Here is a 12522-nt window from a genome sequence, read left to right on the forward strand (position 1 = left end):
TGTTTCTCACACTAATGCGTTACGTTTTGCCATGTCGATGAGTTCAACAAGGGATTTGGCCTTGAGTTTCTGCATCAGTCGTTTTTTATAAGTACTGACCGTCTTGTTGCTGAGAAACATGCCCTTGGCAATTTCTTTGTTTGTACGACCTTGGGCGAAAAGTTGTAATACCATCAGTTCTCGATCATTGACGGACTTGAATAATTCCAGGTCGGCCCAGCGCGCGTCGTCACGACGAACAGGGTTCAGCGCTTGACTGGGGAAGTAGTTGTAACCTGATAAAACGGCTTTTATCGCACTCATCAGTTCGCTGAGGTCTTCCTGTTTACATACATAGCCCGATGCGCCGGACTGCATGCAGCGGATACCAAAAAGTGTCGGACACTGTGCAGTTAATACCAGTGTTTTTAAAGATGTACTCATGGCGTTGAAACGGGAAAGAACTTCCAGCCCATCCAGTTTGGGAATGCTGATGTCGAGGATGATCAGGTCAGGCATGCATTCGCGAACCATCTGCATTGCGTCGACCCCATTGTCAGTTTCGCCGACGACTTTGTAACCTTCATGTTCAAGCAGCATTCGAACCGCAAGGCGGATGACAGGGTGATCGTCGACAATAAAAACGGAGTTCATAATCAAATCCCATACGTACACAAATAATGCGCGCACCTTAGCTCAGATAGTTATGGGGCCGCATGAACTGAGGGTGCTATAGCGGCATTATAGGAAAAGTCCTACAACTGAAGAAGAATGGGACTACGTATCAACTAGGTTTTGCATGAGGAAAGACAAAGTCTGGCAGGGTTGGTCAAGCGATTGAAAGCATTGAGTTAGAGGTCTGAATCTTTACGCTGATCACTGTTTGAGTGTGTTTGGATTTTCCGTGTTTTTATACGGATGCCAAGGTCAACAAGTTTCTGAAGTCTGATTGTTTCAATGGTTTGATCAAGTAACCGAGTAAGGGCAATCCATGTTCGTAAGCCATGACTTTAAGTTTGTCCAATTCGACGGATGTCAGGCTACTCAGAAGTATTGCCTGCCTGATCATCCCCCGGTGACTGGCGTATTCGATCAAATCAAGGCCTGCAAGATCGGGCAGGCATTGGTCGCACAGAAGAATGTCGAACGGTTGCGCAGCCTTGAGCATTTGTTGCAAGGCGCCTCTGGCGCTGTCAGTGGTGGTCAATTGGGTGAAGCCAAAACTCTCGAGCAGGTACTGAGTCGCCCGTAGCTGAAAGGGATGATCTTCCACCAGCAAGATGCGCCAATCACGTTTGAACACAGGAGTTTTCATGAGTTATCTGTCGAGCAAAGGGAGTGCAATTATTTCGCGAGATGGCCGAACAATCGATCAGTCCGCTCCGCACAAGGTGTAGGGCGATTCCGGCGACGTTGAAATACAGATGAATGTCGAGAATTCGATCAGCCGTTCAGTGCTCTCTGATATGGCTGATCGAGACGTTTTTATCGGTGGCTTGAACGACCGGTCATTTCCAGTGCCATTTCACCGGCATAGCTGTCAGTCATGCCGGCGATGAAATCAATCATGCGCAAGAAGGAGGTGTGCAAAGGGCCATGAGGATCGGGTGCATTGTTGCCCAACAGGTCGAGTATGCGGCGATGCTTGAAAGATGGCGTACGGCCGTTGTGTTGCTCCAATGCCGCACCACAAAAGGCGTTGAGCAGGATTTCCAGGGTGGTGTAGGCGCCGATCTCGTGGAGTGTCTTGCGCTTGTCCTGGAAGATTTTTTTGCGCGCCATGTCCTTGGCATTCAAGACGCAACGTTTGGCGGGGCCATGCATGTGTTCCACCAGGTCGCCAGCCAGCGTGCCGGCCAGCAGCGCGTCCTGTTGCTCGACGAATGCTCGGGCTGCTGCGTTGGTCAGGTGTTCGATGGCTTTGCCTCGCAGGATCGCCAGTTTGCGCCGCCGCGAATCTTGCGGGCCGAGCTGGCGATAGGTTTCCGGAAGATCGTCGCCCACCAGGTCCAGCAGCAGAGACTCGACTTCGGTGTACTCCAACAGCTCCATCTCCAGGCCATCTTCCAGATCGATCAGCGCGTAGCAGATGTCGTCCGCGGCCTCCATCAGGTACACCAGCGGATGGCGCGCCCAGCGTTGTTCGTCCAGTTGGGGCAGGCCGAGCTTGTGAGCGATCTGTTCCAGCAGTGGCAGTTCGCTTTGATAACAGCCGAACTTGTGCTTCTTGTAGCCCAGTGAGTCGGCGTGCCGTGCAGTCCATGGGTATTTGAGGTAGGTGCCGAGCGTGGCGTAGGTCAGCCGGGTCCCGCCTTCGAACTGGTGGTATTCAAGCTGGGTAAGTACCCGGAAACCTTGGGCATTGCCTTCGAAATTGAGGAAGTCGTTGCGTTCGACTTCGCTCATGGCATCCAGCCAGCCACGGCCGGCGGCCTGCTGGAACCAGTGGCGGATCGCGTCTTCACCGGAATGACCGAAGGGCGGATTACCGATGTCATGGGCCAGGCAAGCCGATTGCACCACCATGCCCAGATCGCTCGGTTCGCACCAGTCGGGCAGGGCGCCGCGGATGGTTTCACCAACGCGCATGCCCAGTGAACGGCCGACACAACTGACCTCCAGCGAGTGGGTCAGGCGTGTGTGGATGTGATCGTTGCTGGAGACCGGATGGACCTGGGTCTTGCGTCCGAGACGGCGGAACGCGCCCGAGAAAATGATGCGGTCGTGGTCTTTATGGAAAGGGCTGCGGCCGAGTTCTTCCGGGCTGTGCACAGGCTTTCCGAGGCGTTCGCGGGTAAGCAGAGTTTGCCAATCCAAGGCTGGTTTCTCCGTCAGGTGACTGAGCCCTTAGCTTCCCGGTTCGCACCGGTCCCTGCAAGGAGAACTAGAGTCCCGCGGCAGGATAGCCTGCACACAGGATCAACCTCTCGATAAAGAGCTTAATCCTGTGGTACCGCAAGAATGCAGTCAAACAGGGCTGATTAGTGTTTGCGCGAGTTCTGCATGATCAGCTTGATCAGTGGCCCCAGCGTGACCCCCAGGCGAGCCAGCCGAGTCAGGCTGCCGATACCGCCACCCTTGGCACCCTTGCCGGTCAGAAAGCCCAAACCGATCACGGCCGCGATGCCCCAGAGCGGGGCGTGTTTGATGCCGAGACCGTCTTGCAGGTTTTGCGTCATGCCACGCACCCGTTGCAGGGGATGCAGCAGGTGTTGGGATTCGTGGCGGATTTCCTGGCGATGCATTTCCATGCGCAGGCGAATCAGCGCTTTGCGCATTTCCGCGCGTGAGCTGTTGCGGGGAAGTTCAGACAGGCTCATGGCAACAGACGCTCCCGATCATTGGCCAACTCTTCCAGGGTGCCGTGGAAGGGCGAGGATTCATCGAAAATCGCTGCTCTCAAGCGCATCGCACAGAACAACGCGGCGAGGGTATAGAACACACAGAGCCCGATGATTGCTGCCAGGCGATAGGTGTCCCAGAACAGGATCAACACCAGCGTCGACAAGCCCACCAGCAATAACAAGGCAAAGACCAGCGTCAGGCCTGCAAACAACAACAGGCTTACGGTGCGTGCTTTTTGTTCCTGCAATTCAATGCCGAACAGTTCGACATGACTGTGCAGCAGTCCAAGAAACGCGGCACCGAGGCGCCGCGGGGATGAGCCGGTGCCCGTCGCGGACGGGCCGGATTCGCCGATCGCCATATTAGCGCCGAGTGGCCAGCAGGCCGATCAGGAAGCCCACGCCAGCCGCGATTCCGACCGATTGCCATGGGTTGGCCTGGACGTAATCTTCCGTGGCGGTGACAGCGGCTTTGCCGCGCTCGCGCACAGAGTCTTCGGTCAATTTCAGGGTTTCCCGCGCGCGCAGCAGACTGTCATGGATTTGCTGGCGCAACTCATCGGCTTGATCGCCAGCCAGGGATTTGGTGTGTTCCAGCAACCTTTCAGTGTCGGTGACCAGGGTCTGAAAATCTTCCATCAGAACTTCTTGAGCAGTCTTTGCTGTGGTGCGTGCCATTTGGTGATCTCCGTGAGTGGCTTCTGAAGCGTTCGAGTATGAGCCTTGCGTGAAGGTTCAGTACAAATGACTGGTACAACTTTTGCTATGTCGTGGTGCGTCAGCCTGCGCCGTTGCGCTGTTGCCGGGCATGATTTAAGGAAAACCTTAACTCAAATAATCAAAACTCGCGCAAAGGTTCCGTTCTTGTGCGCCAAAGCGGTTCATCCGGATCAGCGCTTCAGTCCGGATCGGCTGCAACTTGGTGCGTCAGCCTTCTGCGCGAACTGCTTTGGTGCTTTTTTTTCAGCCTTCAGGTCTGCCAATCCATGGAAAATCTGCAAAGTGCTGTGGACAGTCTGGTCCATAGCTCCAACACGTTGTTCATCCTTATCGGTGCAGTCATGGTCCTGGCCATGCACGCCGGTTTCGCCTTTCTAGAGGTGGGTACGGTTCGACAAAAAAACCAGGTCAACGCCTTGTCGAAGATCCTCAGCGACTTCGCCATTTCGACCCTGGCCTACTTCTTTATAGGCTATTGGATTTCCTACGGAGTCACTTTCATGCAGCCGGCGGCAGTAATCACCGCCGATCATGGTTATGGGCTGGTGAAGTTTTTCTTTCTGCTGACTTTTGCTGCGGCGATACCGGCAATCATTTCGGGAGGCATCGCCGAGCGCGCCCGGTTCGTCCCCCAGTTGTGTGCGACGGCGCTGATCGTGGCATTCATCTATCCCTTCTTCGAAGGCATGATCTGGAATGGCAACTTTGGCCTGCAACCCTGGTTGCTGGAACGCTTCGGTGCCAGTTTCCATGATTTCGCAGGATCCGTGGTGGTTCACGCCATGGGTGGCTGGCTGGCACTCGCGGCGGTGTTGTTGCTCGGCCCAAGGCAGGGTCGTTATCGCGATGGACGACTGGTGGCGTTCGCGCCGTCGAGCATTCCCTTTCTGGCGTTGGGCTCCTGGATTCTGATCGTTGGCTGGTTCGGCTTCAACGTAATGAGCGCTCAAACACTGCAAGGGGTCAGCGGGCTGGTCGCGGTGAATTCGTTGATGGCCATGGTCGGCGGCACCGTGGCGGCGTTGATCGTCGGGCGCAATGACCCGGGCTTCCTGCATAACGGCCCATTGGCCGGGTTGGTGGCGATCTGCGCCGGCTCCGATCTGATGCACCCGGTCGGCGCATTGGTGACCGGAGCCCTCGCCGGGGCATTGTTCGTCTGGTGCTTTACCGCCGCCCAAGGCAAATGGCGTATCGATGATGTGCTGGGCGTCTGGCCTTTGCATGGGCTGTGTGGTGTCTGGGGCGGGATCGCTTGTGGCATTTTCGGTCAAACCGCCTTGGGTGGTTTGGGGGGCGTGAGCCTGATCAGTCAGTTGATCGGCACTGCTCTGGGCGTGATCGTGGCGCTGGTTGGCGGTTTTGCGGTGTATGGCGTCATCAAGGCGTTTCATGGTCTGCGCCTGAGCCAGGAAGAGGAGTATCACGGCGCGGACTTGTCGGTGCACAAGATCGGTGCCGTGAGCCAGGATTGAATCAGCGTTCCTCATCGCCGGCGCCGGGGTAAAAGCCGTGCAGCAGGCGATAGCGGTCACGCCGTACCTGGTCGACCCGGTCTCGCACCTGCTGGCCGGGTATGCCCAGCATGATCAGCGCGTGGGAGGCGAGCATCAGGCTCGACTCCAGCAACTCGGGTACGACTTCACTGGCACCGGCCGCCTTCAACTCGGCCAACTGACTGTCGTCTCGTGTGCGTACCAGGATCGACACGCTCGGGTTGAACCGGCGTGCTTCCTTGAGTATCAACAGTGCGATGTCCGTCTGGTCCACGGCGACCACCAGTAATCTGGCGCGTTCCAGCCCTATCGCCACCAGCAGTTCGCCGCGACGTGAATCGCCGTAATGAACGCAGCTTTCATTGACGGCTGCTTCCTGAACCCGCACCGGGTCGGTATCCAGTGCAATGTACGGTTGATCTACATTACGCAGGACGCGCCCGATGGACTGACCTACGCGGCCATACCCACAGATCACTACGTGATTATGCAAGCCAGCGTTGAGCGCGCTGATTTTTTCGAGTTCAGCTTCTTCGTTGGGCTTGTGGTGCAGGCGTGTGGCGATGTGGGGAGCGGCGCGCAGCAGCAAAGGCGTCACCAGCATCGAGCAGAAGGTGGCGGCCAGCAGCAAGCCACCGAAGTCGGCGGGCATCAGTTTGTTCTGCTGCATTTGCGTCATCAGGGCAAAACAGAATTCACCCCCTTGGGCCAGGGCCAGACCGCTGCGCCAGGCGGTTTCGACATCGCTGCCGCGCCATTTGACCAGCAGCGCGACCACGGTGCCTTTGATCAGCAGTAATCCCAGCGTCAGACTGAGAATCAGCAAGCCGTGACTGGCAAACAAGCGCAAGTCGATCAACATGCCGATGCTGACGAAGAATACCCCGAGCAGAATGTCGCGAAACGGACGGATGTCCGCCTCGATCTGATGCCGGTAGTGGCTTTCCCCCAGCAGCATGCCGGCGAGAAAGGCGCCCAGGGCAGGGGAGAGGCCGAGCAGGTGAGTCAGCCAGGCCGTCAGCAAAACGATCACCAGCGCCAACAGCACGAACAACTCTGCGGACCGGGACGCGGCGACTTCATGGAACAGCCGAGGCAGAAACCAGCGACTGACCAGCAGCAGGCCGACGAACAGCACTATGGTCTTGCCCAGCGTCAATGGCAGCGCCCAATACCAGGCCTGGTCGCTGTTGCCAGCAAACACCGGCACCAGGGTCAGTAGCAGCACAGCGACCACGTCCTGGAACAATAGTACGGCAATGGCATTCTGGCCGTGGCGGCTGAAAAGCTCACCGAGGCTGCTTAATTCCTTGCTGACAATGGCGGTGGACGACAGCGCCAAACCGGCACCGAGTAACAGTGCAGGCGTGGTTGGCATGCCAAACAGGATCAGTAAGCCCCCCAGCACTATCCCGGAAACCAGCACTTGCAGGCTGCCCAGGCCAAATACCACTTGGCGCAGGGCGAGCATTTTCGACAGGGAAAATTCAAGCCCGAGAGAAAACAGCAAGAACACCACGCCCAACTCGGCAAGGTCGGGCAATTCTTCGCTTTCATTCACCCAGTCGAACGCTGTCGGCCCGATCATCAGCCCTACGCACAGGTAACCCAGCACCGGTGGCAAACGCAGGCGCTGGAACAGTGCAATCACCACCAGAGAGGCGGTGAAGATGATCAACAGATTGGCGAACACAAAAAACTCCGGTAAAGGGTCTGGCTACTCAAGCGTAGAAGTAAAAAAGACGCGAGCATCGCGCAAATGTCCGTCAAGGCCAATGATATGCGTCACGAGTTTGCCGAAATCTCTTGAAATCAGCCATTGCTCAGACAGATAGGGGATCGGCTCGACTGCTTTTGATAGCGGGCCTAGAATGAGCGCTTACTTCGATGGGTCTTGTCGTCATGCCTCCTGAATGTCAGCTGTTCGGCACCGTTGGTTGCCATCTTTGTGAAGTCGCCGAAGCCATGCTGATGGAGTTTGTCGAGCGTGGTCTGTTGGTGGAACTGGTGGATATTGCTGACGATGAAACCTGGTTCGAAGCCTACAGTCTGCGTATTCCGGTGTTGCGACGGGTCGATACCGGTGCTGAGTTGGGATGGCCATTCAGTGCCGATGACGTGGTGGCGTTCCTGCGCTAACCCTGACACTGCTGGCGATGCGTCTCACCTGTCGCGATCCTCGTTTCATCCATTGGCCAAAGGCGGATTATTCGGTTACTGTATGCGCATACAGTTATTCCGATTGCCTGCCATGCTTCTCCCTTCGGGTTTGGCAGCCGATCCCGGACGTCAGAGGGATGAAACCTTGGTCAATGTCGAGCAATTGAAGAACAGCGTGAACCGAATGTCGGCGGACGTGGTGCGCGAGGCTGTCCTCGAACTGCGTCTGGATGGTCTGGTCACGGAGGGGAAAACACCCTTCAACAAATTGCATTTCAATACCTGTTTCGCCGAAATCGAAGCCTTGTTCCAGCGTGCGGGTTACCACCGGCAGCTGGATGTCGTGGGCTATCAGGGGTTGTTGTATGCGCTTTATGATCCGGGGCGCTGGGAAGCAGTCGATGTGCTGCGCTGGCTCAAAGAGTTCACCGAAGCGGCCGCTCGCCCACAGTCGATACCGGCCTGAGGATTCTCTTCTAGGTTCGTTCCGGCCACTGTTGGATAATGCCGCCCTGCATTGAGGGTCAGAGCTTTTCGTATGTCCATTTCATCTTTTTCTGCTGCACATAACCAGGCCAGCACGCTCTACCTGCCGCCGGGGCCGTGGCAGACCGTACTCGATTGTCTGTGCGCACACTTCAGCGCCATCGGTCGTGAACACTGGCTGGACAGAATTGCTCGCGGTCGTGTCCTTGATGGGCAAGGCCTGCCGATCGCCCTGGACCTGCCTTACAAGGAAGGTCTGCGGATTCATTATTTCCGTGAGGTACCGGACGAAAAACCGATCCCGGTAGTGGAGTCGATCCTCTATGCCGACGAGCATCTGGTGGTGGCGGACAAACCACACTTTCTGCCCGTGACTCCGGCGGGCGAATACGTGGAGCAGACGTTGCTGCGGCGGCTGATCCGTCGCCTGGATAACCCGCACTTGGTGCCGTTGCATCGAATCGACCGGCATACGGCGGGGTTGGTGCTGTTTTCAGCCAATCCTCAGAGTCGGTCGGCGTACCAGTCGTTGTTTCCCGCAAGACAGATCGAAAAGCGCTATGAAGCAATCGCCCGCGCATTGCCGGAACATGCCTTCCCGCTGGTTCATAAAAGTCGACTTGTCGATGGCGAGCCGTTTTTTCGCATGCAGGAAGGTCCGGGCGTCAGCAATACCGAGACGGCTGTCGAGGTCAGGGAAAAAAACGGTGAACTCTGGCGTTATGGGCTGTACCCGGTGACGGGCAAGAAACATCAGCTACGTGTTCACATGACAGCCTTGGGGGCCAGCATCTGCAATGATCCGTTCTATCCTCAGGTGCTCAAGGACGTTGAAGATGACTATGCCAACCCTTTGAAACTGTTGGCCCAAGGGCTGCGATTCATCGATCCGGTCACGGGTCAGGAAAGAGAATTCGAAAGTACCATCACCTTGCAGTGGTGATCACAGGGCTAACGCCTCTGCTTTTCTTCAGCCACGAAAAAGCCCGCTTTAAAGCGGGCTTTTCTGTATCTGGTTGTCGCCGTAAAGATTACAGATCTTTAACGGTACGGACCTGATCTTTATTGACGCGGGTTTGTTTGCCATCCAGTTGTTCGAATTCGTAAAAGCCCGATTCTTCATCGTACTTAGGCGCGTCGACGGCCTGGATTTCTCGACCGTCATTCAAGGTGATCACTGTAGGCGATGCGCAACCGGCGAGGGTGGCAAGGCCCAGTGCGAGCATGAAAGTGGCGAGGGTCCGTTGAGTCATGTGTGTGTCTCCGAATGGGAATTCTTTTGGTTGCTGAGCTTGAGACGTATACAACGCGCGCAAGTTCCTTCGCGTGTCAGTCTGACACAGTGTGGTGTGTGCTTAACAGTTCCGGCGTATTGAGATTGGCCAGGCGGGGGTCGTTATCCGGGCATTGCAAGGCAATGGCACCCAGTTTGCGCATAAGGCGGCCCGGGCTGCGCTCGCCTTCAGTCCAGGCGGTTTCAAAAGACACTGAAAGGGCGACAGGGATTATGCACAGCAAGGGTTCCCAATGTTCACCATGGCGCAGCATCAGCGGTTTGTCCGAATGCTGCCCGGCAGTTTCACGCATATTCTGAAGCAGCGCAGCATCGATGCGCGGTACATCGCAGGGCAGCACCAGCAAGTAAGTGTGGCGAGCAGCTTTCAAGCCTGCGCGAATACCCGCCAATGGCCCCGGAAAGTCGCCTTCGTCGTCATGGACCAACTGATCCGCATAAGGCGCGTATTTTTCCAGGTTCCTGTTGCAAGAGATGATCAGGTCATCACTCAGCGGACGCGTCTTGCGATGCAGATGGGCGATCAGCGGTTCGCCATGCCAATCCAGCAAGCCCTTGTCCTGACCGCCCATACGTTGGCCGCGCCCGCCTGCCAGGAGCAGAATGGAGCAAGGCGCCAGAGGAGTATTGGAGGTCATCGCACTTCTCCATGAGGGCGGCGAAAAAATGAGGTGCTGTGATATAACACCGGGCTGTTTCTCCTACAACTGGACGAGCCTATGAAAGCCAAGGCTGATGTACCTTTCGCACCGCTCAACATCGCGGTGCTGACTGTCAGCGATACCCGTACCCTGGAAACCGATACCTCAGGCCAGGTCTTCGTCGACCGTTTGAGCGCTGCCGGTCATAACCTGGCGGCCCGTGTATTGCTTAAAGATGACCTCTATAAAATTCGCGCGCAAGTTGCCAACTGGATTGCCGATGAGGTCGTGCAAGTGGTGCTGATCACCGGCGGTACCGGGTTCACCGGCCGCGACAGCACGCCCGAAGCCGTGAGTTGCCTGCTGGATAAACAGGTCGATGGTTTTGGTGAACTGTTCCGGCAGATATCAGTAGCGGATATCGGCACTTCGACGGTTCAGTCCAGGGCCTTGGCCGGTCTGGCTAATGGCACGTTGGTCTGCTGTTTGCCGGGCTCGACCAATGCAGTGCGTACCGGTTGGGACGGGATTCTCGCCGAGCAACTGGATTCTCGTCACCGCCCGTGCAATTTCGTGGCTCATCTGAAACAGGCGGCACCCTGTGAAACCCGTGGGTAAGCCAGGCAAGACTGGCAGCTTGATGGCTGTCGAGGTGGCACTGGCGCGTTTACTGGAAATGGCCGACGCCTCGAAGATCCGTGAGCACGAACGCTTGCCGTTGGCGCAGGTTCAGGGACGTGTACTGGCCGCTGACCTGGTCTCGACACTTGATTTGCCGCCTTGGTCCAACAGTGCCATGGATGGTTATGCCTTGCGCCTGTCCGACTGGACGGGAGAGCCGTTGGTGGTCAGTCAGAAGATTTTTGCAGGCCAGGCCCCGGAACCCTTGGAGCCAGGTACCTGTGCGCGGATCTTCACTGGCGCGCCGGTGCCCGCCGGTGCCGACTGTGTCGAGATGCAGGAGAACGCCAAGGTTCAGGCGGATGAGCGGGTACGTTTCACCGAAACCATGCGCCCGGGACAGAACATCCGTCCACAAGGTCAGGAAGCCACCGTCGGTGAGCTGATCCTGCCCGTCGGTAGTCGTCTGGGGCCTATTGAGCAGGGGCTGGCGGCATCGCTGGGATGCGCTGACCTGGACGTGGTTCGTAAGGTTCGTGTTGCGGTCCTGTCTACCGGTGATGAGTTGATTGAGCCTGGCCAGGCCCTTGGGCCGGGACAGATCTACAACAGTAATCGCGTATTGCTCTGCAGCTGGTTGCAGCGATTGGGTTGTGAGGTAATCGATGCCGGTATTCTTCCCGATGATTTAGCGACCACTCGTGCCCGTCTCGGTGAATTGAAGGATGTCGACCTGATTCTCTCCACCGGTGGCGTATCGGTGGGAGAGGCCGACTTTCTGGGCATTGCCTTGCGCGAAGAGGGCGAATTGACGCTGTGGAAGCTTGCCATCAAACCAGGCAAACCGCTGACGTTCGGGCATTTTCGCGGCGTGCCCGTGATCGGTTTACCCGGCAATCCGGCGTCGACCCTGGTGACTTTTGCTCTGTTGGCAAGGCCCTACCTTTTGCGCCGCCAAGGCGTAAAAGAAGCCGAGCCCCTGAAATTTCAGGTGCAGGCAGGATTTGTCTGGCCAAAGGCGGGTAACCGACGTGAGTACTTGCGCGGACGTCTGGAGAATGGCCGGGCGATCATCTACAGGAATCAGAGCTCTGGCGTCCTGCGCAGTGCTGCCTGGGCTGACGGTCTGGTTGAGGTGCTGGAGGACCGTACGCTGATCGAGGGTGATTGGGTGAGCTTCATCCCGCTGAATGAAGTCTTGAGCTGATACAGGCACTGGTTTTGCCCCGCAAGCCCGCTTGATCATCTTCGGGCTTGCGTGCGTGACCATTTCTTAATGTGCCAGAAGTGTCACGACCTGATCGAAGCGGCTGTTGGCGATCCAGGCCAGAAGTCCCAGGATCACGGCTGTTGCGCCAGCTGAATAGGCAAGCCTGTGTTTGATGGATTTGACGTCACCCCGGACTTCATCCATGTCTCTGCGGATGTACTTGAGGTGTGTTTCCAGTTCAGTGACGCGAGGTTCCATGTCAGCTTCTCCGGCGTGCTTTGCGCTGTTTTTGAATTCAGCCTGATGATTGGCGCGATTTTCTGCGAACGGCGCGACCGGGGTTACCGGTAGTCTGAGGTCATGGCTTTGCATGGACTAGCTGGCTCCTTGCGTTAAAACCATTCAACTGATCGATGCCGTTGTTGCTTGCGCTGTTTGAGGCCCTTAAGGGGGTTCCATTCATTGCTTTCACATCCTTGTATAAATTAACGGGTGATAACTGATAACCGAGATCCAACGGTGTACCAATTGTCCGGGTGGGTCAATTAAGCCGATTCCTCATGTTTTGTAC

At 56.6% G+C, this 12522-nt stretch carries 16 protein-coding genes; 6 read left to right on the forward strand and 10 right to left on the reverse strand.

Annotated features, from left to right (window positions below; translation table 11 throughout):
- Positions 1–6: 6 nt before the first annotated feature.
- The 6 genes from ABH909_RS12285 to ABH909_RS12310 form a co-directional block, all read right to left on the reverse strand.
- Positions 7–633, reverse strand: a complete 627-nt coding sequence (locus ABH909_RS12285) for a response regulator (RefSeq protein WP_429433394.1) — start codon at positions 631–633, stop codon at positions 7–9.
- 256 nt (positions 634–889) lie between these two features.
- On the reverse strand, positions 890–1294 hold the full coding sequence (locus tag ABH909_RS12290; RefSeq protein ID WP_429433396.1) for a response regulator: 405 nt from the start codon (positions 1292–1294) through the stop codon (positions 890–892).
- 170 nt (positions 1295–1464) lie between these two features.
- Positions 1465–2796 carry a deoxyguanosinetriphosphate triphosphohydrolase gene (locus ABH909_RS12295; protein WP_429433398.1) on the reverse strand — a complete coding sequence of 444 codons (1332 nt, stop codon included), beginning with the start codon at positions 2794–2796 and terminating at the stop codon, positions 1465–1467.
- 164 nt (positions 2797–2960) lie between these two features.
- Positions 2961–3299 (reverse strand): hypothetical protein, encoded by a 339-nt coding sequence (locus tag ABH909_RS12300; RefSeq protein ID WP_429433400.1) that lies wholly within the window; start codon positions 3297–3299, stop codon positions 2961–2963.
- On the reverse strand, positions 3296–3685 hold the full coding sequence (locus ABH909_RS12305) for a phage holin family protein (RefSeq protein ID WP_007895049.1): 390 nt from the start codon (positions 3683–3685) through the stop codon (positions 3296–3298). The genes ABH909_RS12300 and ABH909_RS12305 overlap by 4 nt, the downstream gene beginning before the upstream one ends.
- Position 3686: 1 nt before the next feature.
- A complete protein-coding gene (locus tag ABH909_RS12310) occupies positions 3687–4001 on the reverse strand; it encodes a DUF883 family protein (protein ID WP_007895050.1) in 315 nt (104 codons plus the stop codon).
- A 308-nt stretch (positions 4002–4309) separates the two neighbouring features.
- Here ABH909_RS12310 and ABH909_RS12315 point away from each other — a divergent pair, with 308 nt between their 5' ends.
- Positions 4310–5518, forward strand: coding sequence for an ammonium transporter (locus ABH909_RS12315; RefSeq protein ID WP_429433402.1), 1209 nt, complete (start codon positions 4310–4312; stop codon positions 5516–5518).
- Position 5519: 1 nt separating this feature from the next.
- On the opposite strand, the gene ABH909_RS12320 is transcribed toward ABH909_RS12315, so the two are convergent.
- Positions 5520–7232: a cation:proton antiporter gene (locus ABH909_RS12320; RefSeq protein ID WP_429433404.1), complete on the reverse strand. Its 1713-nt coding sequence runs from the start codon at positions 7230–7232 to the stop codon at positions 5520–5522.
- A gap of 209 nt (positions 7233–7441) precedes the next feature.
- Here ABH909_RS12320 and ABH909_RS12325 point away from each other — a divergent pair, with 209 nt between their 5' ends.
- From ABH909_RS12325 to ABH909_RS12335, 3 genes are all read left to right on the forward strand, one after another.
- A complete protein-coding gene (locus tag ABH909_RS12325; protein ID WP_318652642.1) occupies positions 7442–7678 on the forward strand; it encodes a glutaredoxin family protein in 237 nt (78 codons plus the stop codon).
- A 166-nt stretch (positions 7679–7844) separates the two neighbouring features.
- Positions 7845–8165: a transcriptional regulator gene (locus tag ABH909_RS12330; RefSeq protein WP_429439858.1), complete on the forward strand. Its 321-nt coding sequence runs from the start codon at positions 7845–7847 to the stop codon at positions 8163–8165.
- 72 nt (positions 8166–8237) lie between these two features.
- The gene (locus tag ABH909_RS12335; RefSeq protein WP_429433407.1) at positions 8238–9128 is read left to right on the forward strand and encodes a pseudouridine synthase; all 891 of its coding nucleotides are present in this window, start codon (positions 8238–8240) and stop codon (positions 9126–9128) included.
- Between the two features lie 88 nt (positions 9129–9216).
- On the opposite strand, the gene ABH909_RS12340 is transcribed toward ABH909_RS12335, so the two are convergent.
- Together ABH909_RS12340 and mobA are read right to left on the reverse strand one after the other, a co-directional pair.
- On the reverse strand, positions 9217–9438 hold the full coding sequence (locus ABH909_RS12340) for a YgdI/YgdR family lipoprotein (RefSeq protein ID WP_038982251.1): 222 nt from the start codon (positions 9436–9438) through the stop codon (positions 9217–9219).
- Between the two features lie 76 nt (positions 9439–9514).
- Positions 9515–10117: a molybdenum cofactor guanylyltransferase MobA gene (gene mobA, locus ABH909_RS12345; RefSeq protein WP_429433409.1), complete on the reverse strand. Its 603-nt coding sequence runs from the start codon at positions 10115–10117 to the stop codon at positions 9515–9517.
- Positions 10118–10198: 81 nt separating this feature from the next.
- On the opposite strand from mobA, the gene moaB reads away from it, so the two are divergent.
- Both moaB and ABH909_RS12355 read left to right on the forward strand, forming a co-directional pair.
- On the forward strand, positions 10199–10738 hold the full coding sequence (gene moaB / locus ABH909_RS12350) for a molybdenum cofactor biosynthesis protein B (RefSeq protein ID WP_008075630.1): 540 nt from the start codon (positions 10199–10201) through the stop codon (positions 10736–10738).
- Entirely contained in the window at positions 10722–11948 is a 1227-nt protein-coding gene (locus ABH909_RS12355) for a molybdopterin molybdotransferase MoeA (RefSeq protein ID WP_429433411.1), read from the forward strand. Before moaB ends, ABH909_RS12355 begins: the two co-directional genes overlap by 17 nt.
- A 66-nt stretch (positions 11949–12014) precedes the next feature.
- Here the strand turns inward: ABH909_RS12355 and ABH909_RS12360 are convergent, their stop codons facing one another.
- Positions 12015–12323 carry a hypothetical protein gene (locus ABH909_RS12360; RefSeq protein ID WP_429433413.1) on the reverse strand — a complete coding sequence of 103 codons (309 nt, stop codon included), beginning with the start codon at positions 12321–12323 and terminating at the stop codon, positions 12015–12017.
- Positions 12324–12522: the final 199 nt, after the last annotated feature.

The sequence above is a fragment of the Pseudomonas sp. BS3782 TE3695 genome, assembly GCF_050435305.1.
GTDB lineage: Bacteria > Pseudomonadota > Gammaproteobacteria > Pseudomonadales > Pseudomonadaceae > Aquipseudomonas.

What these genes read in the sequence shown, in the direction of transcription:
- ABH909_RS12285 (WP_429433394.1), bottom strand. Translation starts at nt 633, where the DNA reads ATGAACTCCGTTTTTATTGTCGACGATCACCCTGTCATCCGCCTTGCG.
- ABH909_RS12290 (WP_429433396.1), bottom strand. Translation starts at nt 1,294, where the DNA reads ATGAAAACTCCTGTGTTCAAACGTGATTGGCGCATCTTGCTGGTGGAA.
- ABH909_RS12300 (WP_429433400.1), bottom strand. Translation starts at nt 3,299, where the DNA reads ATGAGCCTGTCTGAACTTCCCCGCAACAGCTCACGCGCGGAAATGCGC.
- ABH909_RS12305 (WP_007895049.1), bottom strand. Translation starts at nt 3,685, where the DNA reads ATGGCGATCGGCGAATCCGGCCCGTCCGCGACGGGCACCGGCTCATCC.
- ABH909_RS12310 (WP_007895050.1), bottom strand. Translation starts at nt 4,001, where the DNA reads ATGGCACGCACCACAGCAAAGACTGCTCAAGAAGTTCTGATGGAAGAT.
- ABH909_RS12315 (WP_429433402.1), top strand. Translation starts at nt 4,310, where the DNA reads ATGGAAAATCTGCAAAGTGCTGTGGACAGTCTGGTCCATAGCTCCAAC.
- ABH909_RS12325 (WP_318652642.1), top strand. Translation starts at nt 7,442, where the DNA reads ATGCCTCCTGAATGTCAGCTGTTCGGCACCGTTGGTTGCCATCTTTGT.
- ABH909_RS12335 (WP_429433407.1), top strand. Translation starts at nt 8,238, where the DNA reads ATGTCCATTTCATCTTTTTCTGCTGCACATAACCAGGCCAGCACGCTC.
- ABH909_RS12340 (WP_038982251.1), bottom strand. Translation starts at nt 9,438, where the DNA reads ATGACTCAACGGACCCTCGCCACTTTCATGCTCGCACTGGGCCTTGCC.
- mobA (WP_429433409.1), bottom strand. Translation starts at nt 10,117, where the DNA reads ATGACCTCCAATACTCCTCTGGCGCCTTGCTCCATTCTGCTCCTGGCA.
- moaB (WP_008075630.1), top strand. Translation starts at nt 10,199, where the DNA reads ATGAAAGCCAAGGCTGATGTACCTTTCGCACCGCTCAACATCGCGGTG.
- ABH909_RS12360 (WP_429433413.1), bottom strand. Translation starts at nt 12,323, where the DNA reads ATGCAAAGCCATGACCTCAGACTACCGGTAACCCCGGTCGCGCCGTTC.